Annotated in this window: 22 protein-coding genes; 13 read left to right on the forward strand and 9 right to left on the reverse strand. The window is 72.1% G+C overall.

The annotated features are described in order from the left end of the window. Window positions 1-34 precede the first annotated feature (34 nt). Both SMD20_RS09225 and SMD20_RS09230 read left to right on the forward strand, forming a co-directional pair. On the forward strand, window positions 35-853 hold the full coding sequence (locus SMD20_RS09225) for an alpha/beta fold hydrolase (RefSeq protein WP_329577671.1): 819 nt from the start codon (window positions 35-37) through the stop codon (window positions 851-853). After that, a complete protein-coding gene (locus SMD20_RS09230) occupies window positions 850-1308 on the forward strand; it encodes a GbsR/MarR family transcriptional regulator (protein ID WP_329577674.1) in 459 nt (152 codons plus the stop codon). Before SMD20_RS09225 ends, SMD20_RS09230 begins: the two co-directional genes overlap by 4 nt. Here SMD20_RS09230 and SMD20_RS09235 read toward each other — a convergent pair. Both SMD20_RS09235 and SMD20_RS09240 read right to left on the reverse strand, forming a co-directional pair. Next, entirely contained in the window at window positions 1299-2291 is a 993-nt protein-coding gene (locus SMD20_RS09235) for a hypothetical protein (protein WP_329577676.1), read from the reverse strand. The two genes, SMD20_RS09230 and SMD20_RS09235, sit on opposite strands and share 10 nt — an antisense overlap. Beyond that, window positions 2288-2860: an RNA polymerase sigma factor gene (locus SMD20_RS09240; protein ID WP_329577678.1), complete on the reverse strand. Its 573-nt coding sequence runs from the start codon at window positions 2858-2860 to the stop codon at window positions 2288-2290. The genes SMD20_RS09235 and SMD20_RS09240 overlap by 4 nt, the downstream gene beginning before the upstream one ends. Before the next feature lie 121 nt (window positions 2861-2981). Here SMD20_RS09240 and SMD20_RS09245 point away from each other — a divergent pair, with 121 nt between their 5' ends. After that, window positions 2982-3746, forward strand: a complete 765-nt coding sequence (locus SMD20_RS09245) for an NAD(P)-binding domain-containing protein (RefSeq protein WP_329577681.1) — start codon at window positions 2982-2984, stop codon at window positions 3744-3746. A 16-nt stretch (window positions 3747-3762) separates the two neighbouring features. Here SMD20_RS09245 and SMD20_RS09250 read toward each other — a convergent pair whose 3' ends face one another. Further along, window positions 3763-4017 (reverse strand): TetR-like C-terminal domain-containing protein, encoded by a 255-nt coding sequence (locus SMD20_RS09250; RefSeq protein ID WP_329592482.1) that lies wholly within the window; start codon window positions 4015-4017, stop codon window positions 3763-3765. Between the two features lie 80 nt (window positions 4018-4097). On the opposite strand from SMD20_RS09250, the gene recD2 reads away from it, so the two are divergent. From recD2 to SMD20_RS09275, 5 genes are all read left to right on the forward strand, one after another. After that, window positions 4098-6329 carry an SF1B family DNA helicase RecD2 gene (gene recD2, locus SMD20_RS09255; RefSeq protein ID WP_442942463.1) on the forward strand — a complete coding sequence of 744 codons (2232 nt, stop codon included), beginning with the start codon at window positions 4098-4100 and terminating at the stop codon, window positions 6327-6329. A 123-nt stretch (window positions 6330-6452) separates the two neighbouring features. Then, a complete protein-coding gene (locus SMD20_RS09260; RefSeq protein WP_329577687.1) occupies window positions 6453-7655 on the forward strand; it encodes a L,D-transpeptidase in 1203 nt (400 codons plus the stop codon). A 34-nt stretch (window positions 7656-7689) separates the two neighbouring features. Beyond that, on the forward strand, window positions 7690-8187 hold the full coding sequence (locus tag SMD20_RS09265) for a GNAT family N-acetyltransferase (protein ID WP_329577690.1): 498 nt from the start codon (window positions 7690-7692) through the stop codon (window positions 8185-8187). A gap of 104 nt (window positions 8188-8291) precedes the next feature. Beyond that, window positions 8292-10454 (forward strand): sensor histidine kinase, encoded by a 2163-nt coding sequence (locus SMD20_RS09270; protein ID WP_329577693.1) that lies wholly within the window; start codon window positions 8292-8294, stop codon window positions 10452-10454. Then, window positions 10451-11101: a response regulator transcription factor gene (locus SMD20_RS09275; RefSeq protein WP_329577696.1), complete on the forward strand. Its 651-nt coding sequence runs from the start codon at window positions 10451-10453 to the stop codon at window positions 11099-11101. Before SMD20_RS09270 ends, SMD20_RS09275 begins: the two co-directional genes overlap by 4 nt. 60 nt (window positions 11102-11161) lie before the next feature. Here SMD20_RS09275 and SMD20_RS09280 read toward each other — a convergent pair whose 3' ends face one another. After that, window positions 11162-11797 carry a hypothetical protein gene (locus SMD20_RS09280; protein WP_329577699.1) on the reverse strand — a complete coding sequence of 212 codons (636 nt, stop codon included), beginning with the start codon at window positions 11795-11797 and terminating at the stop codon, window positions 11162-11164. Window positions 11798-12035: 238 nt separating this feature from the next. On the opposite strand from SMD20_RS09280, the gene SMD20_RS09285 reads away from it, so the two are divergent. From SMD20_RS09285 to SMD20_RS09300, 4 genes are read left to right on the forward strand one after another with little or no spacing between them, the layout of a single operon-like run. Continuing rightward, window positions 12036-12206 carry a hypothetical protein gene (locus SMD20_RS09285; RefSeq protein WP_329577701.1) on the forward strand — a complete coding sequence of 57 codons (171 nt, stop codon included), beginning with the start codon at window positions 12036-12038 and terminating at the stop codon, window positions 12204-12206. A gap of 56 nt (window positions 12207-12262) precedes the next feature. Beyond that, window positions 12263-13243, forward strand: coding sequence for an MvdC/MvdD family ATP grasp protein (locus tag SMD20_RS09290; RefSeq protein WP_329577704.1), 981 nt, complete (start codon window positions 12263-12265; stop codon window positions 13241-13243). Further along, complete coding sequence (locus SMD20_RS09295) at window positions 13240-14238, forward strand: TIGR04500 family putative peptide maturation system protein (RefSeq protein ID WP_329577707.1); 999 nt, start codon at window positions 13240-13242, stop codon at window positions 14236-14238. The genes SMD20_RS09290 and SMD20_RS09295 overlap by 4 nt, the downstream gene beginning before the upstream one ends. A 58-nt stretch (window positions 14239-14296) precedes the next feature. Further along, the gene (locus SMD20_RS09300) at window positions 14297-16459 is read left to right on the forward strand and encodes a peptidase domain-containing ABC transporter (RefSeq protein ID WP_329577710.1); all 2163 of its coding nucleotides are present in this window, start codon (window positions 14297-14299) and stop codon (window positions 16457-16459) included. A gap of 123 nt (window positions 16460-16582) precedes the next feature. On the opposite strand, the gene SMD20_RS09305 is transcribed toward SMD20_RS09300, so the two are convergent. Next, the gene (locus SMD20_RS09305) at window positions 16583-17611 is read right to left on the reverse strand and encodes a tyrosine-type recombinase/integrase (protein WP_329577713.1); all 1029 of its coding nucleotides are present in this window, start codon (window positions 17609-17611) and stop codon (window positions 16583-16585) included. An 81-nt stretch (window positions 17612-17692) separates the two neighbouring features. Further along, entirely contained in the window at window positions 17693-19321 is a 1629-nt protein-coding gene (locus SMD20_RS09310) for a helix-turn-helix domain-containing protein (protein ID WP_329577716.1), read from the reverse strand. A gap of 340 nt (window positions 19322-19661) precedes the next feature. Here SMD20_RS09310 and SMD20_RS09315 point away from each other — a divergent pair, with 340 nt between their 5' ends. Next, entirely contained in the window at window positions 19662-20609 is a 948-nt protein-coding gene (locus SMD20_RS09315; protein WP_329577719.1) for an NADP-dependent oxidoreductase, read from the forward strand. A 43-nt stretch (window positions 20610-20652) separates the two neighbouring features. On the opposite strand, the gene SMD20_RS09320 is transcribed toward SMD20_RS09315, so the two are convergent. The 3 genes from SMD20_RS09320 to SMD20_RS09330 all read right to left on the reverse strand — a co-directional run bounded on the left by SMD20_RS09320 (window position 20653) and on the right by SMD20_RS09330 (window position 22836). Then, window positions 20653-21159 (reverse strand): MarR family winged helix-turn-helix transcriptional regulator, encoded by a 507-nt coding sequence (locus SMD20_RS09320; RefSeq protein WP_329577721.1) that lies wholly within the window; start codon window positions 21157-21159, stop codon window positions 20653-20655. A 316-nt stretch (window positions 21160-21475) separates the two neighbouring features. Continuing rightward, window positions 21476-22288 (reverse strand): hypothetical protein, encoded by an 813-nt coding sequence (locus SMD20_RS09325; protein WP_329577724.1) that lies wholly within the window; start codon window positions 22286-22288, stop codon window positions 21476-21478. Further along, window positions 22285-22836, reverse strand: a complete 552-nt coding sequence (locus tag SMD20_RS09330) for an RNA polymerase sigma factor (protein WP_329577727.1) — start codon at window positions 22834-22836, stop codon at window positions 22285-22287. Before SMD20_RS09330 ends, SMD20_RS09325 begins: the two co-directional genes overlap by 4 nt. Window positions 22837-22865 lie beyond the last annotated feature (29 nt).

Genomic DNA, 22865 nt, shown 5'->3' on the forward strand with positions numbered 1-22865 from the left:
GGCACACGGCGGGAAAGTTCACTATATTCAGAGAATGCTGAATCTACCGTCGGTGTTCCCCTTCCAAGGTTGCAACCTGCGCTACGCCGACAGCGGCGGCGACGGCGTCCCCCTGGTGTTCACCCACGGGGCCGGGGCCGACCACGTGATGTTCCACGCCCAGCGCGACCACCTGCGCGAGCGCGGGTATCGCGTCGTGCTGTGGGACCTGCGCGGCCACGGCCTCTCCCGCCCGCCCGGCGTCCCGTTCACCGCCGGGCAGGCGGTCGCGGACCTGCGCGCGCTGGTCGAGCACCTGGCCCTGGACCGGCCGGTCCTGGTGGGGCAGTCGCTCGGCGGCAATCTCGGCCAGGCCGTCGTACGGCGGCATCCCGGCCTCGCGCGGGCCCTGGTCGTCATCGGCTCGGCGCCGAACACCGCGCCGCTGTCCTCCTGGGACCGGCTCCTGCTGCGGTCCGCCGCGCCGATCCTGGCGGCGATCCCCGCCAGGGCGCTCCCGCCGCTGATGGCCGCGGCCTCCGCCGTCACCCCCCAGGCGCGGGCCGACGCCCGGCGGGCCTTCGGCGCGCTGCCGAAGAAGGACTTCCTGCAGGCCTGGCGGGCCACTGTCGCCCTCCTCGACCCCGACCCCGGCTACCGTACGCCGGTGCCGCTGTGCCTGATCCGCGGTGAGCGGGACCGTACCGGCGACATCGCCTCCGCCATGCCCCGCTGGGCCGCCGCCGAAGGCGTCGAGGAGGTCGTCGTCCCGGACGCGGGCCACATCGCCAACCAGGACAACCCCCGGGTGGTCAACGAGGCGATCGAGACGTTCCTGGCCGCGATCGAGGCGCCCGGGCAGGCCCGGCGATGAGCGCCGACGAGCGGCGGGCGTTCTGCACCTCGGTGGGTGACCTGCTGGCCTCCTGGAACCTGCCGCACGCGACCGGCCGCGTCTACGGGCTGCTGCTGCTCGGCGAGGAGCCGATCTCGCACGACACGATCGCCGCCGAGCTCGAACTGAGCAAGGGAGCGGTGAGCACCGCCGTACGGCAGCTCGCCTCCTGGGGGCTGGCCAGGGTGATCCCGCAGCCCGGCAGCAGGCGGCTCCTGGTCGAGGCCACGGCGGGGATCGAGTCGCTGCTGGAGGCCAGCCAGGCGCGCGCCAGAACGCTGATCGCCGCCCTGCGCGAGGGCCAGGACCTGGTGGCTCCCGGCCCCGCGCGGGAACGGCTCGACGACGTGATCGGACTGTTCGCCGGCTACGTCGACGTCGGCGGCGAACTGCTGGCGAGCCACCGCCGCCGGACGCGGCCGCGTCAGTCGTAGAGCGCGTCCCGGGGGCCGCCGTAGACCGGGTTGCTGTCCAGCCGCTGCTCCGTCACCAGCAGCCGGATCACCCCTTCGGCGTTCTCCTCGGCCTCCCACACCACGAAGCCGTCGCCGACGGGCTCCTTCTGGGTGCGCTCGATGCCGTACCCACCGGGGTTGCCCGGCGGCACGGAGATGACCGCGAAGACGACCTTCCTGCCGCGCCTGCGCAGCTCGGGCAGGACCTCGCCGACGGTCTTCTCGTCGACGCGCAGGCCCTCCAGCGAACGCCCCTTGGTGGTCGCGACGCGGAACTCCGGCTCCCTGATCTGCGGGGTGGGCGCGGGCACGGGCTCGCAGGCCGCCACCGGGCCCTCCATCAGGTACGTCGTGGTCGTGCCGCCCTTGCCGCTGATGGTCCACACGAACGTCTGGCCGGGCCCGAACAGCCTGGTGTTGATCCGCATCTGCCAGCCCTCGGTCTCGCCGGGGATGTTCTCCGGCAGGCTGTACAGGCCGCGCGGGATGTTCTTCACGAACGTGCCGCGCGGCTCCCGGCACATCATGCCCTCCGGCACGTGGTCGACCCTCGCGGGCACCTTCAGCTCCTTCAGGCGCCGTTCCAGCCCGGCGGCGTCGTCGAAGTCGCGGATCTGGATCGTGACCGTCCCGTCGTCCAGGGTGACGGCGTAGGAGCTGGGCGTGCCGTCGCGCAGCGCGATCGGGACCGCCACGATGCCCGCGGCCAGCGCGACCGCGGCCGCCAGCCCGAACACCGGCCGCCTCAGCCGCCGCCGCACCGGCCGCGCCGCCGGCTCCTGCGCCGGTTCCTGGGTCGGCTCCTGCGCGGTGATCGCGGCCAGCAGCGCCCGCCCGGCCGCGCCGGACGCCTCGCCGCCCCGGCCGCCGGGCTCGACCCGGGCCAGCGCCCTGATCGCGGCGATGTCGCCGGTGTCGCCGGTGTTGTTCATGGTGTCCCTGTTGTTCACGGTTTCCCTCACAGCGACCTCTCCGACGGGATCAGCGGGTTGCCCGCGCCTGCCTGCTCGCCCTGCTGCTCGCCCTGCTGCTCGCCCGCTCGGGCGAGCGCGCGGGCCAGGCGCCTGCGGGCGCGGTGCAGCCTGATGCGTACGGCGTTGCGCGACAACCCCAGCGCCGTGGCGATCTCCTCACGGTCCAGGCCCTCCCAGGCGACCAGGGACAGCAACTCCCGGTCCTCCCCGGGCAGGCTCCTGAACGCCCGGCCGATCGCGTCCAGCTCGACCTCGGTGTCGGGGGAGTGGCCGTACAGGTCGGCCATCTCGGCGTCGAGCTCGGCGGTGCGCGCCCGGCGGCGGTTGTCGCCCCGGAAGTGGTTGGCCAGCACCTTGCGCGCCACCCCGTACAGCCAGGGTGTGGCCGCCGCCCCGTCCGGCAGCTCCTCGACGCGCCGCCAGGCGACGGTGAACGTCTCCGCCACCACGTCGGCGGCGTCCTGCGGGGAGTCGCAGCGGCGCGCGGCGTAGGCCGTGATCAGGCCGTAGGCCTGGTTGTAGGCGGCCTCGAACTTGGCCCGCCGCTGGTCATCCACGGGCGGTTCCCATGGCAGATCTCCTCATCGGGTCATTTACATTGACACCTCTGCCTATGTACGCCCGGCAGCGATCATTTCAGGACCGCCCGCGCGCTTGACCGTTCACCAAGGAGCCACCGTGCAGCACATCGGGATCATCGGCGTCGGCGAGATCGGCCGGGCCATCGTGGACGGTCTGAGCGACGGCGTCGACCATCCGCCGCGCATCCACCTGTCGCCGCGCGGCGCCCGCGCGGCCGCCGAACTGTCCGGACGCCACGCCAACGTCCAGGTGTGCGCCGGCAACCAGGAGGTGGTGGACCGCTCCGACCTGGTGATCGTCGCCGTGCGCCGCCCCGACGTCCACGACGCGCTGGCCGGCCTGCGGGTGGACGAGCGCACCGTCGTGGTCAGCGTGATGGCCGGCCTCCTCCTCGCCGACCTGCGCCGGATCGTGGGCCCCGGCGCTCCGCTGGCGCGGGCCATCCCCCTGCCCTCCGTACGTGAACGCCGCTGCGTCACCGTGACGTACCCGTCGCACCCGGCCGTGGACGCCTTCTTCGCCCGCCTGGGGGAGGCGCTGCCGGTCGCGGACGAGGCGGCCTTCAACGTCATGTCCGCGCTGACCGGCACGCTGACCACGCACTACTCGTTCCTGGCGACGCTCGCGACGTGGGCGGCCGGCCACGGCCTCGCCCCCGAGGAGGCCGAGCGTTACGTCCGCGGCCTGTTCGAGGCGGCCGGGCGTTCCCTGGCCGACGAGAGCCGTTCCCTGCAGCGCCTCGCCGCCGACCACGAGACCCCGAACGGGCTCAACGAACGGGTGCGCACCACCTGGTTCGACCCGGGCAACGCCGAAGCGCTCACCAAGGTCCTGGACGCGGTCCTCGCCGACCTCGGCTGACCCGCGCCGGCGGGACTCAGGGCCGCATGGCGTTGAGGAAGGCGTCGACGAGGGCGTCGGCGTACTGCGGGGTGAGCGGGCCGGAGCGCAGCAGCCAGCGCTGGTAGAGGGGGGCGTACAGCAGTTCGAGCGCCAGGTCGAGGTCGGCGCCGGCGGCGAGCTGCCCGGCTTTCTGCGCGCTGCGCAGCCGCTCCTTCTTGGCCTCCTCGTTGAGCGCGCGGACCGGCCCCTCGAAGGCCGGGTCGGCGAACTCGGCCACCGTCGCCCGCATCACCGTCTTGAGGCCAGCCTCCAGGTCGCCGGTGTCGGGCGGGTGTCGCGATGTCGTAGGTCTGCCCTAATCTCATCGGCGTGGGGAGGACAGACGCGGGTGCGCAGGGCCCCGGCACCGAACTTTCATGTGTGCTTGAACGCATCACCTACGCCAACGAGGAGACCGGCTACACCATCGCCCGCGTCGCCACCGAGCGCACCGGCGCCGACCTGCTCACCGTCGTCGGTCCCCTCCTCGGCGCGCAGGTCGGCGAGTCGCTGCGGCTGAACGGCCGCTGGACCTCCCACCCCCGCTACGGCCGCCAGTTCGAGGTGTGGTCCTACTCCACCGTGCTGCCGGCCACCGTCCAGGGCATCCGCCGCTACCTCGGCTCCGGCCTCATCAAGGGCATCGGCCCCAAGATGGCCGAGCGCATCGTCGACCATTTCGGCACCGACACCCTCGACGTCATCGAGCAGCGGCCCGAACGCCTCGTCGAGGTCCCCGGCCTCGGCCCCAAGCGCACCAAGATGATCGCCGCCGCCTGGGAGGAACAGAAGATCATCAAAGAGGTGATGATCTTCCTGCAGGGCGTCGGCGTGTCCACCTCCATCGCCGTGCGCATCTTCAAGCAGTACGGCGAGTCGTCCATCTCCGTCGTGCGCACCCAGCCCTACAAGCTCGCCGACGAGGTCTGGGGCATCGGCTTCAAGACCGCCGACACCATCGCCCAGGCCGTCGGCATCCCCCACGACAGCCCCGAACGCGTCAAGGCCGGCCTGCGCTACACCCTGTCCCAGGCCGCCGACGACGGCCACTGCTACCTGCCGGCCCCCAACCTCACCGCCGACGCCGTCAAGATCCTCGACGTGCCCGCCGAGCTGGTCACCACCTGCCTGCAGGAGCTGGCCGCCGCCGAGGGCGTCGTCGCCGAGGACGTCCCCGCGGGCGACAACACCGTCCCCGCCGTCTACCTGCCGCCCTTCCACCGCGCCGAGCTGTCCCTGGCCGGCACCCTGCTCACCCTGCTGCGCGGCGGCCGCAACGCCGGCCACGACCGGCTCAAGGCGTTCGCCGACGTCGACTGGGAACGCGCCGAGTCCTGGCTGCACCGCCAGACCGGCACCGAGCTCGCCCCCGAGCAGCGCCAGGCCGTCCGCCTGGCCCTCACCGAGAAGGTCGCCGTCCTGACCGGCGGCCCCGGCTGCGGCAAGAGCTTCACCGTACGCTCCATCGTCACCCTGGCCCGCGCCAAACGCGCCAAGGTCATCCTGGCCGCCCCCACGGGCCGCGCCGCCAAGCGCCTGGCCGAGCTGACCGGTCACGAGGCCACCACCGTCCACCGGCTGCTGCAGCTGCGTCCCGGCGGCGAGGCCACCTTCGACCGCGACAACCCCCTCGACGCCGACCTCGTCGTCGTCGACGAGGCCTCCATGCTCGACCTGCTGCTGGCCAACAAGCTCGTCAAGGCCGTCGCCCCGGGCGCCCACCTGTTGTTCGTCGGCGACGTCGACCAGCTGCCCTCCGTCGGCGCCGGCGAGGTGCTCAAGGACCTCCTGGCCGCGCCCGAGATCCCGCGCGTGCGCCTGACCCAGATCTTCCGCCAGGCCCAGGAGTCCGGCGTCGTCGTCAACGCCCACCGCGTCAACACCGGCCGCCACCCCGTCCTGGAGGGCATGAAGGACTTCTTCCTGTTCCCCTGCGAGGAGCCGGAGGAGATCGCCGCGCTCACCGTCGACGTCGTCGCCCGCCGCATCCCCGGCCGCTTCCGCCTCGACCCCCGCCGCGACGTACAGGTCCTGGCCCCCATGCACCGCGGCGCCGCCGGCGCGGGCGCGCTCAACATCGCCCTGCAGGAGGCCCTGACCCCCGCCCGCGAGGGCATGCCGGAACGCCGCTACGGCGGGCGCGTCTTCCGCGTCGGCGACAAGGTCACCCAGCTGCGCAACAACTACGACAAGGGCGCGGCCGGGGTGTTCAACGGCACCGTCGGCATCGTCACCGACATCCGCCCCGATGAGCACAAGCTGTCCGTCCTGACCGACGAGGACGAGCACGTCGACTACGCCTTCGACGAGCTCGACGAGCTCGCCCACGCCTACGCCGTCTCCATCCACCGCTCCCAGGGCAGCGAATACCCGGCCGTCGTCGTGCCGCTGGCCACCAGCGCCTGGATGATGCTGCAGCGCAACCTGCTCTACACCGCCATCACCCGCGCCAAGAAACTCGTGGTGATCGTCGGCTCCCGCCGGGCACTGGCGCAGGCCGTCCGCACCAAGGGCGCCGGCCGGCGGCACACCGGTCTGACCTACCGCCTGACCCCGCGTTGAGCTGGCCTGATCGTTCAACAGTGATGTAAATGTGACCGAACTCTCCCATATGATTCCTCGTCTTACATGCAGGAGCATTAAGGTTTTTGGGGTGCGATGACCATCCCGGGGGAGAGGACAGTTGTGAACGTAGCGACCGCTTGGCGGACACCGGCCGTCTCGCTCGCCCTGCTGGCCGCCGCCGCGCTGACCACGTCCTGCTCGTCGACCGGCGGCAACGCCGCCGGCGGCCGGCCCGACGCGCCCGAGGCCACCGCCAGCGCCACCCCCGAGGCCCCCGTCGTCAAGATCAGCCCCGCCGAGGGCAGCGCCACCGTCAGCCCCGACAAGAAGATCGTCGTGGCGGCGGCCGGCGGCACCCTCGAGAACGTCACCGTCGAAGCCGGCGGCGACGAGATCGAAGGCCGCTACAACGCCGACAAGACCCGCTGGATCTCCCGGACGCCGCTGAAGCCCTCCACCGACTACACCGTCACCGCCAAGGCCGGCGCCACCACCTCCACCAGCACCTTCACCACCGCCAAACCCCAGCGCGCCCTGCAGGTCATCGACGTCACCCCCAACGCCAAGGGCGAGACCCTCGGCGTCGGCGCGCCCATCATCGTCACCTTCAACCAGCCCGTCACCGACAAGGCCGCCATCGAGAGCGCCCTGAAGATCGACGCGGAGAAGCCCGTGGACGGCGCCTGGCGCTGGGTCAACGACAGCAAGGTCATCTACCGCACCGCGAAATACTGGCCCGCCCACCAGAAGGTCACCTTCAACGCCGGCATCACCGGCATCAAGGCCGGCAAGGGCCTGTACGGCACCAAGGACTACACCGCCACCCTCAAGATCGGCGCCAAGCAGATCAGCAAGGTCAACACCCGCACCCATATGATGTACGTCTACAAAGACGGCAAACGCGTGCAGACCATGCGCATCAGCGCCGGCATGGCCACCACCCGCGAATACACCACCACCTCCGGCGTCCACCTCACCATGGAGCGCGGCAACCCCGTCCGCATGATCTCCCCGGGCCGCAAGAAGGGCGACGAGGGCTACTACGACGTGATGATCAACCACGCCGTCCGCATCTCCAACTCCGGCGAGTACGTCCACGCCAAGGACAACGTCTGGGCCCAGGGCCGCCAGAACGTCAGCCACGGCTGCGTCAACGCCCGCCCCGACCAGGCCCGCTGGTTCTACGACACCATGCAGCGCGGCGACGTCGTCGAGATCACCGGCACCGACCGCGAGCTCGAATGGGACAACGGCTGGGGCTACTGGCAGCTGCCCTTCTCCCAGTGGAAGAAGGGCAGCGCCCTGCACGACGACAACGCCTGACCCGCCCCTCTCTCTCCCAGGAACACCACCCGACGTGCACATCCGCCCCGGCACCCCCGACGACGTCCCCGCCGTCCTCGCCATGTTCGACAGCGCCGTCGCCTGGCTGGCCGCCCGCGGCCGTACCGGCCAGTGGGGCGACCAGCCCTTCACCGGCAACCCCCGCCGCACCGACCAGGTCACCCGCTGGGCCCACGGCGGCGGCATGCGCATCGCCGAACGCGACGGCCTGCCCGCCGGCTGCGTCGTGCTCGGCGACGCCCACGACTACGTCACCCCGGCCCCCGAACCCGAGCTCTACGTCCAGGCCCTGGTCATCGACCGCCGCCACGCCGGCCACGACGTCGGCCGCGCCCTCCTCGACCACGCCGCCGGCCAGGCCCGCGAGCGCGGCCTGAACCTCCTGCGCGTCGACTGCTACGCCGGCGACGACGGCCGCCTGGTCGCCTACTACGAAAGCTGCGGCTTCACCCGCCAGGCGCCCTTCACCGTGGGGGAGTGGCCCGGCATGCTCCTGCACCGCCGCCCCTGACCCCCCGAGGGAAGAGACGGGGCGCCGCCCGGGACAGGTGACCCGGCCAGGACGGGACACCGCTCCCATGCGCTCCCCGGGATCGGTGTGACAATCTGGGCGTCGTGCCCGACCCCTCCGCCGGCAGCCGCGTCCCGGCCCCGCCCGATCAGCGCGCCCCCGCCGCCCAGGACCCTCCCGCCGCGGCCCGCCCGGACGCCGTGAGGCCGGCGTCCCCGGCCACGGCCGATCGGCGGCTCGCGGCCGTGGCGCTGGCGCTCGCCGCGCTGTCCGTCCTGGCCGCCGTGGCCGCCACCTGGATCGACGTGGCGACCGGGACGGTCACCCGGCCCGAACCGCTGAACTGGGCCGTGTGGGCGTCCGCGGTGCCCACCGCGGCCCTGGCGATCGCCGGAGGCGTGCTGGCGGTCCGGGTGCCGCGCCACCTCATGACCTGGCTGCTGATCGCCGGAGGGGTCGTGGCGGGCGTGAACGGCCTGGCCGGCGCGTACGCGGTGCTGTCGCTGACCCGGCACGGCGGCGCGCTGCCGCTGACCCCGCCGGCCGTCTACGCCGGCGCGCGGCTGGGACCGCTGCTCAACCTGCTGCCGCTGCTCGTGCTGCTGTTCTTCCCCGACGGACGTCTGCCCTCGCCGCGCTGGCGGCCGGCCGCCTGGCTCTCGCTCGGCGCGACGGCCCTGACGGTCGTGGTGTTCCTCGGCGTCCCCTGGCACGTCGAGTCGTCCGGCGGCCACTGGCCCGGCATCGACGCGCCGCTCCCCCCGATCCCGGACGCGGTGTGGCGCGCGGGGACGGCGGTGGCGCCCGCCCTGCTGGTGGTGAGCCTCCTCGTCTCGGTGGCGGCGTTCGCGTGGCGCTTCAGGGGCTCGCGGGGCGTGCTGCGGGCGCAGTTGCGCTGGATGCTGCTGGCGGCGTTGCTGAACGCGATCCTGATCGTGGTGCCCGCCGTGGTGAGCGGGCTGCCGCAGGACTTCGCCTTCGTCGCCTCGCTGGTGGCGCTCGCCGCGGCGGTCCTGATCGCGGTGAGCAGGTACCGCCTCTACGACATCGATCCGCTGCTCGGCTGGGCCCTGCTGTACGGCGGCCTCGCGCTGGCCGTCGTCGCGGTCGACGTGCCGATCTTCGCCGGGCTGGGGGCGCTGATCGGCGAGCCGGAGGCGGCCGTGCTGGCGGCGGTCGCGGTGGGCGTGATCTACGCCCCGCTGCGCGAGCGGGTGCGGCGGTGGGTCGACCGGGTGCTGGCCGGACGGACCGAGCCGTACGAGGTGGTCTCCGCCCTGGCCCGGCGGCTGGAGGAGTCGGCCCGGCCGGAGGAGCTGCTGCTGCAGGTCGCCAAGGCCGTGTCGGCGACGTTCGGCTCGCCGTACGCGCGGGTCGAGCTGGACCGCGCGGACGGGCGGACCGTCATCGTGGAGCACGGCGTCCCGGCCGGGGACGTCGTCGTGCTGCCCTTCGCCTACCGCGAGGCGGCGATCGGCCGGCTCGCCCTCGTGCCGCGCCCCGGCACCTGGCCGGCCGAGTCCGACCAGCGCCTGCTGGCCGACGTCGTCCGCCAGGCCGCGGCCGCCATCCGCGCGACCGCGCTCACCGAGGAACTGCAGCACAGCCGCGAACGCCTGGTCACCGGCGTCGCCGAGGAGCGGCGGCGGCTGCGCAGGGACCTGCACGACGGGCTGGGCCCCACCCTGGCCGCCGCCGCGCTGAAGGTGCAGGCCGCGCACAACCTGCTCACCCGCGACACCGGCGCGGCCCGCGAGGCGCTGGAGCAGGTCAAGGCGGATCTCGGCACCATGCTCGGCGACGTCCGGCGGCTCGTGCACAACCTGCGGCCCCCGGCTCTCGACCAGTTCGGCCTGGCGGGCGCGCTGCGCCACGAGGCCGCCAGGTTCCGCGACGGCGGCCTCGCCGTCCAGGTGGAGACCGAAGGGGACCTGGCGGCGCTGCCGGCCGCGACCGAGGTGGCGGCCTACCGGATAGTCTGCGAGGCTCTGACCAACGTCGCCCGGCACGCGGGCGCGGCCCACTGTCACGTGCGCGTCGCCGTGGCGGGCGACGAGCTGGAGGTCGAGGTGACGGACGACGGGCGCGGGCTGCGCCCCGGCGCGGTGGTCGGGGTGGGGCTGGTCGGCATGCGCGAACGGGCGGAGGAGCTCGGCGGGCGATGCGCCGTGTCGGCCGGCGACGCCGGCGACGCCGGCGGCACCCGCGTCCACGCCGTCCTGCCCGCCCTGCCTGCCCTGCCGGCTGAGGCGGTGACCGCGCCGTGACGCCCCGCGTGCTGCTGGCCGACGACCATCCCGTCTACCGCGACGGCCTGAGAATGATGCTGCACTCCACCGGCGAGGCCGAGGTGGTGGGCACCGCCGCCGACGGCGAGGAGGCGGTCGCCGAGGCCGTGCGGCTGACCCCCGACGTCGTCGTGATGGACCTGCGGATGCCCCGCCTGGACGGTGTGGCGGCGACCGAGCGGATCACCGCCGGCTGCCCCGGCACCCACGTCCTCGTGCTCACGATGCACGAGGACGACGAGAGCGTCTTCGCCGCCATGCTGGCCGGCGCCCGCGGCTACCTGCTCAAGGGCGCCGACCAGACCGAGATCCTGCGCGCGATCACGGCGGTGGCCAGCGGCGAGGTGATCTTCGGGCCCGCGCTGGCCGAGCGGGTGACGCGCTACTTCGCCAGGCTCGCCACCCTGCGCCCGCCGGTCGAGAAGCCGTTCCCGCAGCTCACTGCCAGGGAACGGGAGATCCTCGACCTCATCGCGACCGGCCTGTCCAACCGGCTGATCGCCGAGCGCCTGTCCCTGTCGCCGAAGACGGTGCGCAACAACGTCTCCAACGTCTTCGCCAAGCTGCAGGTCGCCGACCGCGCCCAGGCCATCATCCAGGCCAGGCAGGCCGGCCTCGGCCAGTGACGGGCGCGCCGCCCGCGCCCGCCGCCCGGCTCCGAGGGCGGGCCGGGCGGCGCTCCCGCCTCAGAGGGCGGGACGGGCGGCGAGCCGTACGCCGAGGTGGGCGTGCATGCCGAGCAGCCAGGCGGCGCTGACGTACACCGAGACGGCCGAGCCGCCGGCGAGGTCGGCGGCCATGGTCACCGGGAACCAGGCGCCCGCGAGCAGCGGCAGCCAGCGCAGGGCGCCCCGGTAGCGGCCCTTCACCGCGATGACGACGCCGAGGACCAGCATGCCGAGCTGGCCGAGCGGCCAGCAGGCGTCCAGGATCATCAGCGGCAGCGGGAAGTCGTCGTGGCGGGCGTAGCCGAAGGACAGCGCGTTGAGCAGGAACGCCCCGGCCAGCACCACGAGCAGGCCGTGGGGGATGATCCGCGTCCAGCCGTCGCCGGCGCCGCGGGTGACCGCCACGAGCCGGACGAAGGCGAGCAGGCCCGCGACGAACACCATCCCCGTGATGGTGTCGAGGTCGTGGATGCCGTCCTTGATCTTGTCACCCACGATGACGGTGGAGGCCGCCCAGGCGGTGGCGCCGGCGGCCAGGAGCAGCCCGGCGGCCCGGACGTGGCCCGGACGCGCCACCGGGCGCGCGGGCGAAGAGGTTGCGTTGGGGTCGACGTTGCTCGGGTCGACGCTGCTGGGGACGATGCGCTCGGACACTGCCGTGACTCCTTCGTAGCCGGACGATGGCAGCACGATCCCCGCCGGGCGTCCCGGGCGGCCAGGGAGCGGAGCCACGCGCGCCGTCACGGCTTGACCTCGCGCGGCCCGGGACACCGGCCTCGCCCTCCGCGGGCAACATCGGGACTCCTCACCCTGGGCGCCCGGGACGCCCGGCGTGAATGATCTCGTCCTGTCCGGAACACGAAAGATCGTTGCAGGGGGAGGTGTAAGAAGAATGAGCATTCGCTTGGACGACCTCGACGGCGCAGCCGAGCTGCCCGAGGACGCGTTGGACGCCATCGTCGGCGGCGCGGAGCGCCACGTCAAGATGTGCCTGTGGACCGCCAGCAGCCACCTGGGGCAGACCGTCGACAGGCAGGACCACATGCACGTAGTCGTGCTGTAAAGGAAGCGGCGTGCCCGCGTCGCGCGGGCACGCCGCCTCTGACGATAGGAAGTTCGTTGATTCTCATCCTCAGCGGCAAGGACGACGACTCGGTGGAGATGGTCGTCCCCGAGCTCGTCAAACGGGACGCCGAGTTCCTGTGGTGGGACCCAGGCGACTACCCCGCCGGCGCCACGATCAGCTCGCGCCTGACCGGCGGCTCCTGGCGGCACACCCTGCGCGCCGACGGCCGTGCCTACGACTGCTCCCGGTTCACCGCGATCTGGAACCGCCACCCCACCCGTCCGCGCGCGCCCGGGGTCACCGACGACGGGCACCGGCGCTACGTCGAGAAGATGGCCGCCATCCTGCTGCAGGGGTGGGAGCACACCCTCGCGGGCCGCTGGCTGCCGGCGAGGAGCCTGGACGTCTTCCGCACCCAGAACAAGCTCGTCAACCTCGGCGTCGCGGCGGCGCTGGGCTTCACCACCCCCGACACCCTCGTCACCAACGACGACGAGGACCTCATCCCGTTCTGGGAGGAGGCCGGCGGCGAACTGATCGCCAAGGAGGTGGAGTTCGTCGAGTTCCGGGTCGACGGCGAGGACCACTCCCACTACACCACGCCCATCACCCGCCGCCGTCTCACCGACAGGCACCGCCTGGCCCTGTCTCCCGCCATCCTCCAGCCGTACGTCAGCAAGGCCGTCGAGCTGCGGATCATGGTCGTGGGAGAGCGGGTGTTCGCCGCCGAGATCCACTCCCAGGGATCACGCGCGACCCGCTACGACTACCGCCACTACGAGCAGACGTTCTCCACGTACGCGGTCCACCGGCTGCCGGTGGAGGTCGAGCGCCGCTGCCTGGAGCTGACCGCCGCGCTCGGCCTGAACTACGGCTGCATCGACATGATCCTCACTCCCGAGGGCGAGTACGTGTACCTGGAGATCAACCCCGCCGGACAGTGGGGCTGGATCGAGAGCGCCACCGGCCTGCCCGTCTCCGCCGCCATCGCCGACTGGCTCACCGCCACAGAACACCCGGGTGAATCCGCATGACCAGCACCTTCGCCGCCACCCTGACCGAAGCCGTGGACCTGCTGCGGGCGCTGCCGCGCCGCCGCGACCGCGTGCCCGAGGCGCGGCGGGCCGTCGCCGAGTGGCGTGCGGCCAGGCCCGGCACCCGCGCCCAGCTCGTCGCCGACGTACGGCCGGGCAGCCCCCTCGTCGACTACGACCTCGTGCTGGCCCACCCCGGCGGGGGAAGCGTGGCGCTGACCGCACCGGCCGAGGACGGCGTCCCCTGGACCGTGGACCACTCCACCCACTGGGCCTCCGGCCGGGTCGTCACCGTGGACGGCCACGCCCTGCTCATCCAGAACGCGCTGCTCACCCTGCGGTCGTGGGCCGGGCGCAGCTCCACCCTCCAGGACGAGCTGATCGATCACTGCATCCTGGGCGACCTGGCGGGCAGGGAGCCCCCGCCCACCCAGGAGGAGCTGCAGCGGGCGTCCGACGGCTACCGGATCAGGAACGGCCTGCACAGCCGCGCCGCGCTGATGAGCTGGCTCGACGCCGTCGGCCTGAACGAGACGGCCTACGCGCATCACATCGACGGCCTGGCGCTCAAGCAGCGGGTCCGTGCGCGCGTCGAGCAGGAGACGGCGCACGACTACCTGGAGCGCCACCCGGCCGAGTTCGACCAGGTGTGGGCCTTATGGGGGGAAGGCCGTGAAGATCGCCTCGCCGCGATCGCCGGCGCTCCCGACCCCGCCGCCGCCCTCCTCCACGCCCTCGCCTCCCGCGAGCCGATCACCGTCACCACCGCCGACGGCCCCGCCCTCGACCTGCCCGAACCGCTGCGCGCCGCCCCCCAGGGCGCCGTCATCGGACCCGTCCCCCACGGCAAGACCCACCTGCTCGGCATCGTCCGCGAGCGCCGGCCCGCCGACCCCGCCGACCCGCGCACCCTCGCCGCCGCCGGCCGCGCGGGCTTCGCGGAGTACATGGCCGGGCGGCGGGCCGCGGCCGACATCACCTGGCACTGGCTGTGACCCAGCCAGGACGCCGCGCCCTCCCGCCGGGCCAGGCCGTGCACACCGGGGGCGTCCGGTGAGCCGCCTGCGGGTGGTGCTCCAGAACACGCAGACCGAGTGCGGGCCGGCGTGCCTGGCGATGGTGCTGCGCCATCACGGCCACCGCACGACCGTCACCGAGCTGGCCGCCCGCCTGGGCGTCGGCCGCGACGGCCTCAGCGCCCGCGCCATCGTGGCGGGCGCACGCGAATACGGGCTGACCGCCAAGGCGTTCCAGCTCGCCCCCGGCGACCTGGCCAGGGCGCCGCTCCCGGCCATCGCCCACTGGCAGTCCAGCCACTTCGTGGTGGTCGAACGGTGGGCCGCCGACCGGGTGGACATCGTCGATCCCGGCCAGGGGCGGCGGCGGCTGACCCCGCCGGAGTTCGCGGCGGGGTTCAGCGGCGTGCTGCTCGCCTTCGAGCCGGGGGCGGGGTTCCGGCGCGGATCGTCGTCACTGGCCGGGGCGTGGCGGCGGGAGTTCGTACGGACGCTGCTGCAACGCCGGCGCGGCCTGCTCGCGCAGGTCATCGTGGCCTCGCTGCTGCTGCAACTGCTCGGCCTGGCCCTGCCGCTCTTCTCCGAGCTGCTGCTGGACACGGTCCTGCCACGGCACGCCGCCGGCCTGCTGCCGCTGCTGGGGATGGCGGTGCTGGTCGCGGGGGCGGCCCAGCTCCTGCTGGGGTATCTGCGGTCGGCGCTGCTGGTGACCGTACGCGCCCGCGCCGACCAGGAGCTCAGCGAGGGAGTGGTCGGCCATCTGGTGGCCCTGCCCTACACGTACTTCACCCGGCGGGGCACCGGCGACCTGGTGACCCGCGCCTCCAGCGTCTCGACCCTGCGCGAGCTGCTCACCGGACAGATCATCACCGCCGTGCTCGACGGGCCGCTCGCCCTCGGCTACCTCGTGCTCGTCTACGCCCGCGACCCGGTCTTCGGGGCGGCGCTGACCGGTGTGGTGCTGCTCCAGTCGCTGCTCCTGCTGGCCACGTCCCGGCGCGTCCACCTGCTGACGCAGCAGGAGCTGGCAGCACTGTCGAAGTCGCAGAGCACCCTCATCCAGACGCTCAGCGGCATCGAGACGCTCAAGGCGTCAGGCGCCGAGCGCAGGGCGATGGACCAGTGGTCGGAGCACTTCGCCCAGCAACTCGACGCGGACGTGCGCGTCGGCCTCACCCACGGCCTCCTGGACGCCGTCGTCTCGGCGATCCGCGTCGTCACGCCGCTCGGGCTGCTGTGGATCGGCGCCTGGCGGGTGCTCGACGGTGAACTCTCCGCCGGCGCGCTGATCGCGCTCAACGCCATCGCCCTGGCCGCGCTGACCCCGCTCGGCTCGCTCATGACGAGCCTGCAGAGCCTCCAGCAGGCGGGCGCCCACTTCGACCGGCTCGCCGACATCCTCGTCTCCACCCCGGAACCGAACGAGGGCATCGAGGTGCTGCGCCTGCGCGGCCGGATCGAGCTGCACGAGGTCGGCTTCCGCCACGACCCGCGCGGCCCGTGGACCCTGCGCGGCGTCACGCTGTCGATCCACCCCGGCCAGAAGATCGCCCTGGTGGGCGCCTCCGGCTCCGGCAAGAGCACGCTCGCCAGGCTCCTGCTGGCGCTGCACACCCCGGTCGAGGGCGAGATCCGCTACGACGGCGTGCCCGCGAGCGAGCTCAACCTGCGCACCCTGCGCCGCCAGTTCGGCGTCGTCACCCAGGACCCGTCCCTGTTCAACGGCACCATCCGCGAGAACATCGCGCTCAACGACCCGGACGCACCGCTCGAGCGGGTGGTCGCGGCCGCCGAGGCGGCCGCGCTGCACGACGAGATCATGGCCATGCCCATGAAGTACGAGACCATGCTGACCGAGGGCGGCGGCCTGTCCGGCGGCCAGCGGCAGCGTCTGGCCCTGGCCCGCGCCCTGTTGTGCCGGCCCAAGGTGCTCCTGCTCGACGAGGCCACCAGCAACCTCGACAGCGCCACGGAGGCCGTCGTCGAAGCCAACCTGGCCTGGCTCCCGCAGACGCGCATCGTCATCGCCCACCGCCTCAGCACGGTCAGGGACGCCGACCTCATCGTGGTCCTCGACCAGGGACGCGTCGTGCAGCGCGGCACCCACGAGGAGCTGATCGCCGTGCCCGGCAGGTACGCCGAGCTCCTCGCCGCCCAGGCCCGCCCGAACGCGGCGGGCGAAGGGATGTCCAGACCCTGATGCCACTGCCGGCCGTCGAACCGGTGGTGGCTCACCCGTCCGGACGTGCCGAGCACGCCGGTGCGCAGGCAGTGCGGCCTGCCGCCGTGCACGGCCGGCGCCACCGGCTGCTCGCCGGCGCCGCTACTGGCCGGGCCCCTCACGCCGCAGCAGCGGATGCGTCCGCATCGCCACCTCCAGCTCACCCGGCAACTCGTCCCGGTAACGCCCCAGCGTCGACAGATCGCTGTGCCCCAGCACCCGCCGCACCGCGTCCATGTCCACCGCGTCCGCCAGCAGATGCGTCGCCGTCGTGTGCCGCAGCCCGTGCGGCGTCACCGACCGCCGCCGATCCGGATCCACCCGCGCCAGCACCCGGTCGATCACCGCCTGCACATCACCCCGCGCCAGCCGCCGCCCCCGCCACGACAGCAGCAACGCCTTCTCCTCCACCGCCGCAGGCCGCCGCCCCTGCTCCAGATACGCCTGCAGCACCCGCGCCACGTCATCCGGCAACGGCACATCCCGGGTGCGCCCGCCCTTGCCGAAGATCCGCCAGTAACGCACCCCGTCGTTGGTGAAGAAGTCCTCCACATTCGCCCGCGTCAGCTCCGACACCCGCGGGCCCACCGTCGCCAGCAGCAACACGATCAGCCCGTCACGCAGCTCCGTACGCTGATCACGCCGCTTGCCGGCCCCCACCGGCTCCTCGGGCAGCCGCCGCGCCGCCCCGATCAGCCCCTGCGCCTGCTCCCGCGTCAACGCCCGCCGATGCGGACGCAGCCCGCCGCGCTCCTTCGCCGTCACCGTCGCGTGCAGCATCGGATTGACCTGCACCCACCCCACCAGCGCCGCATGCTTGAACAACGCCGACACCGACCGGCGAAAGCGCGCCTGCGACGACGGCGACTGCCCCCTGCCGCCCGACCCGGCGGGGGAGCGGCCGTCGGGCTTACGCGCGAACGCCAGCAGCACCGCGTCCACGTCCTCGCCCGTCAGATCGTCCAGCACCCGATCCGCCCCGGCCAGCTCCACCAGCGTCGCCACGTCCCGCGCGTACACCTCCGCCGTCGACGCCGACAAACCCCCCGTCACCGTCCGCGCCCGCACCAGCTCCACATAACGGTCAGCCGCCTCCACCACCGTCAACCGCTCGAGCTCCGCAGGCCGCACCCGCCAACCCCCTTGCACGCCGCCAGGACACACGATCACCCACGACCGTAACCGACCCCACCGACGAAAACGCGGGGCGCCTCAGATGTCGCGGAACGTCTCGATCCGCGCCCCCAACGCGTTCAGCCGCTCCGCCAGGTCCTCGTACCCCCGGTTGATCACGTACACGTTCCGCAGCACCGACGTCCCCTCCGCCGCCATCATCGCCAGCAGCACCACCACCGCCGGCCGCAGCGCCGGAGGACACATCATCTCCGCGCTCCGCCACCGCGTCGGCCCCTCGACCAGCACCCGATGCGGATCCAGCAGCTTCACCGACGCCCCCAGCCGCGTCAGCTCCGTCAGATAGATCGCCCGGTTGTCGTACACCCAGTCATGAATCAGCGTCGACCCCTGCGCCGACGCCGCGATCGCCGCGAAGAACGGCACGTTGTCGATGTTCAGCCCCGGGAACGGCATCGGATGGATCTTGTCGATCGGGGAGACCAGCTTCGACGGCCGCACCGTCAGATCCACCAGCCGCGTACGCCCGTTCGCCGCCCGATACTCCGGCCCCCGATCACAATCGAGCCCCATCTCCTCCAGGACGGCCAGCTCGATCTCCAGGAACTCCACCGGCACCCGGCAGATCGTCAGCTCCGACGACGTCACCACCGCCGCCGCCAGCAGACTCATCGCCTCGACCGGGTCCTCACTGGGGGAGTAGTCCACGTCCCGATCGATCACCGGCACCCCGTGCACGGTCAGCGTCGTCGTCCCCACCCCCTCCACGCGCACGCCCAGCTCCTCCAGGAAGAAGCACAGGTCCTGCACCATGTAGTTCGACGACGCGTTGCGGATCACCGTGACACCGTCATGACGCGCCGCCGCCAGCAGCGCGTTCTCCGTCACCGTGTCACCCCGCTCCGTCAGCACGATCGGCCGCGACGGCGCCGCCGACCCGTCCACCCGCGCGTGATAGAACCCGCCCGTCGCCGTGATGTCCAGCCCGAAATGCCGCAACGCCGACATGTGCGGCTGCACCGTACGGGTCCCCAGATCACAACCCCCCGCGTACGGGATCCGGAACTGCTCCGTCCGATGCATCAACGGACCCAAGAACATGATCACACTCCGAGTACGGCGCGCCGCCTCGGTGTCCATCGCCTCCAGCTCCAGCCGGGCCGGCGGCACGATCTCCAGATCACTGCCCTCGTTGATCCACCGCGCCCGCACCCCGATCGAGGCCAGCACCTCCAGAATCCGGTAGACCTCCTCGATCCGCGCCACCTTGCGCAGGATCGTCCGCCCCGAATTCAGCAGCGACGCGCACAACAACGCCACACACGCGTTCTTCGACGTCTTGACATCGATGCTGCCCGACAACCGCCGGCCACCCACCACCCGCAGATGCATCGGACCCGCGTACCCCAGCGACACGATCTCACTGTCGAGCGCCTCGCCGATCCGGGCGATCATCTCAAGGCTGATGTTCTGGTTGCCGCGCTCGATCCGGTTCACCGCGCTCTGACTCGTCGCCAGCGCGTCCGCCAGCTGCAACTGCGTCCATCCGCGATGCTGGCGAGCATCCCGAATCAACCGGCCGATTCGTACCAGGTAATCATCTGTCATAAGAGCTGACCATATCTCACATATGAGATGGACCTTCGACCGGAGCCCCCGACGCGCCGGACACCACCTCCCGCGGCAGGGGGCGCGGCACAGCAGCACTCAATGCCCACCGCTCACCGTCACAAACGTGCCATGAACGCTGGACGGTCCTGCTCGTTCAGCGCGTCGCGGCCAGCATGCCCTCCCGCAGCACGTCGGCGTTGCCGTTCAGGAACCGGGCGAAGGCGCGAGCCTCCCACCCGGCCGCCATCACCGCCAGCGCGGCATGGAACTGGCCGGAACGCCCGATGCCTCAAGGCTCGTCCGGTGCGGCTGACAGCCTGCGGCACTGTGTCCCATCCCACAGGCGGCGCGTTTGCTTCGAATTCGAAGCGGGTCTAGAGTACTCGACAGTTGCTTCGAACTCGAAGCAACATCCTCATCGAAAGCGAGCTCCGCCATGAAGGCAGTACGTTTCCACGAGTACGGCGGCCCCGAAGTCCTGCGTCAGGAGGAAGTCGAGCAGCCCGTCCCCGGTCCCGGACAGGTACGGATCCAGGTCGCCGCGACATCGTTCAACGCGGTGGACGGCAACATCCGCGGAGGCTTCATGCAAGGCCCCATCCCGGTCACGCTCCCGCACACCCCCGGCCTCGACGTCTCCGGCACGATCGACGCCCTGGGTGAGGGCGTGCAGGGCATCGAACCCGGCGACCAGGTCATCGGCTTCCTGCCGATGACGGGGACCGGCGCGGCCGCAGAATACGTCCTCGCGCCGGCCGAGATCCTGGCGCCGGCACCCAAGAGCATCCCACTGCCCGACGCCGCCGCGCTGCCAGTGGTGGGCCTCACGGCGTGGCAGGCCCTCTTCGACCACGCCCGGCTCACCAGCGGCCAGCGCGTACTGATCAACGGCGCCGGCGGAGCAGTCGGCGGCTACGCCGTACAGCTGGCCAAGCAGGCCGACGCGTACGTCATCGCCACGGCCGGCCCGCACAGCCGCGACCAGGTCAGGGCCTCCGGCGCCGACGAGATCATCGACCACACCACCACCGAAGTGAGCGCGGCGGTGAGCAAGCCGGTCGACGTCGTGCTCAACCTCGCCCCGATCGACCCGGAGCAGCTGGCGGCGCTGCTCACCCTGATCCACCCCGGGGGAGTGCTGGTGAACACGACCGTGTGGATGCCCGCACCCTCCGACGAGGAACGCGGCGTACGAGGCATCGACCTGTTCGTCCGCAGCGACGCCGGCCAGCTGAGGCAGCTGGTGGCATTGATCGACTCCGGCGAGCTACACGTGGACGTCGCCCGGCACGTCCCGCTGGCCGAACTGCCGGCGGTCCATGCCCAGGCCGCCGCGGGCGAGCTGCACGGCAAGGTCGTCATCGTCGCGCCCGCCGCCACCTGATCCCCGCCACCGAGAGAGGGACGGCCACAGCGGACGCGACGGATCAGCCGGTCCGGTTGCGGCCGGCACGGGGTTTCGCGGACCGCGGCGGGGTGGCGCGCATGTGGGCGCGGACGCGAACCAGCACACCGCTGAGCGCGGCGAGATCCTCGTCGCTCATCGCCTCGAACAACAGCCCCCGCACCTGGGCGACATGCCCAGGGAGCACCCGGGCGACCAACTCCCGGCCGGCGTCCGTGACGGCCACCATCACGCTGCGCTCGTCCTCCGGCGACGGTGAACGGGTGATCAGGCCACGTTTGTCCAGCAGACCCGCCTGGTAGGTGAGGCCACTACGGCTGTACACGACGCCATCGGCCAGGTCAGTCATCCGCAGCCTGCCCTCCGGCGCGTCCACCAGCCGGGCCAGGATCTGAAACTGCACCCAGCTGAGGTCGCCGTCGGCCCGCAGGTGCTCCTCCACCGCGTACTGCAGGAGACTGCTGACCTCCATCAGCGCGAAGTACGCGCCAAGCTGCTCAGTATTCAGGCCGGCCGTCGGGTCACTCACGCCACCCACCCTACTGCTTCGAATTCGCACCGCCCGGGGCCGGGAGCACCGCCGTCGCGGGGGAGACGACAGGCCCGCTCGGCGGATCCCGGCGGGAACCACGTCACTGGGCCGCACGCCGCCCGCGGACCACGGCCAGGAGGGACGCGAGGTCGGCGGCGAGCGCGTGGCGGAGGAGTGGCGTCCTCCTGCGGGGTCTCCATCCGGGGCCGGGAAGCACGGCATGGCAGACACAGCGTGAAGACGGCGCCGCCGTTTGGAGCGTTGGCGACGGTGAGATCGTACGTGCGCCTGCATGACGATCTCGGCGGCGGCCTCAACCCTCGGGTTCCGGGCCTACGAACAGAATCGCCTGGTTCTCCGTGCCGCGCAGACCCTCGTGGATGTACCAGTCAGGATCGACTTTGTCGGCGGGGATGCCGTTGGGATACGGCCGGTCAGACCCACGATACTGATAGCGGTACTCGATGAGTACGTTACGCGCGCGGAGGATGGCGACCGCCTCCGGCACGGTGTACTTGTCGATGCCGGGCAGACCGATGCCCTCGCCCGGCTCGTCGCCCGGACCCGTGTCGTACATCTCCCCATGCTCCGCTGCACGGCCGAAGACGATGCTGGCGTACGATCGGTAGCCCACCGGCACCTTGACGGCCACGGAGCACGCATGCTCCCCGCACGAGCCCTCAACCGCCTTGATTCGGCCGGCCGGGTCGTCGCGATCCTCCATGAACAGGACCTTGCCGGCCTTATCAGGGCTAATGGGGGCCAGCTTGAGGTCGATGTTCATTCCTCGCTGCCGGAACTCCTCCCGGTAACGCTCGGGATCAGCGTTCGGGTCCTGTACCCGGACGACGAGGTATCCGTCCTCTCGCTGGAAGGAGAGGACCGCTGCTTCGGCACGCTGCGACCCGACCCAGCCGGACGAGAATGCGGCCACCGCGGCGGCCGTCGCCACCCCCATGAGCGGAACGCCGACGATCAGGCGCCGACGCCACCGAGACCGGGGTGCAGGTTCCGGGGGAGCCGCTGTGATGTGCTCTGCCAGCTCGTCCCTGGCCCCTGTGCTCACCAGCGCGGCAATCTCGCTGTCGGTGACGGGGTTGAGGCGGCTGATCGAAATCTTGGTCATACGGAGTCCCCTTCCGGTACCTGGGCGCGCACTACACGTCCTGGAGGGTCTGTCGAAAGAGCGCGGGCCAGGCGGCGACGGGCCCGATGCAGGCGAATCCGTACGGCGTTGGCCGAACAGTCCAGCACAACTGCGATCTCGGCGATGGACATGCCCTCCCAATCCGCGAGCGACAGCACTTCTCGGTAGCCATCAGGCAGGTCCGCGAACGCCTTCGCCAAGACATCCAGGTCGGCCGACTCCTCCCTCGGCTGCCGCTGGATGGCGCTCAGCTCGGATGCCAGCCGGGCGGTCAGTGCCGTGTGCCGCCGTTCACCACGGTGATGATTCGCGAGCGCCCGGCGCGCCACTCCGAACAGCCAGGCTCGTGCCTTGTCGCCTGCAGGCACGTCATCCAGCCGCCGCCATGCGGTCATAAAAGTCTCGGCTAAGATGTCCGCCGCATCATGGCCATTCGCCGTCCTCCGTACCACGTACCCGAGCACCGGATCATGATTGGCCTGGTACAACTCCTCGAAGCGGCGACGCCTGTTGTCAGGTGGTCGCACGAACTCACTTCCTCTCTACAAGACCACGG

It is taken from the genome of Nonomuraea sp. LP-02 (assembly GCF_036289125.1).
Taxonomy (GTDB): domain Bacteria; phylum Actinomycetota; class Actinomycetes; order Streptosporangiales; family Streptosporangiaceae; genus Nonomuraea; species Nonomuraea bangladeshensis.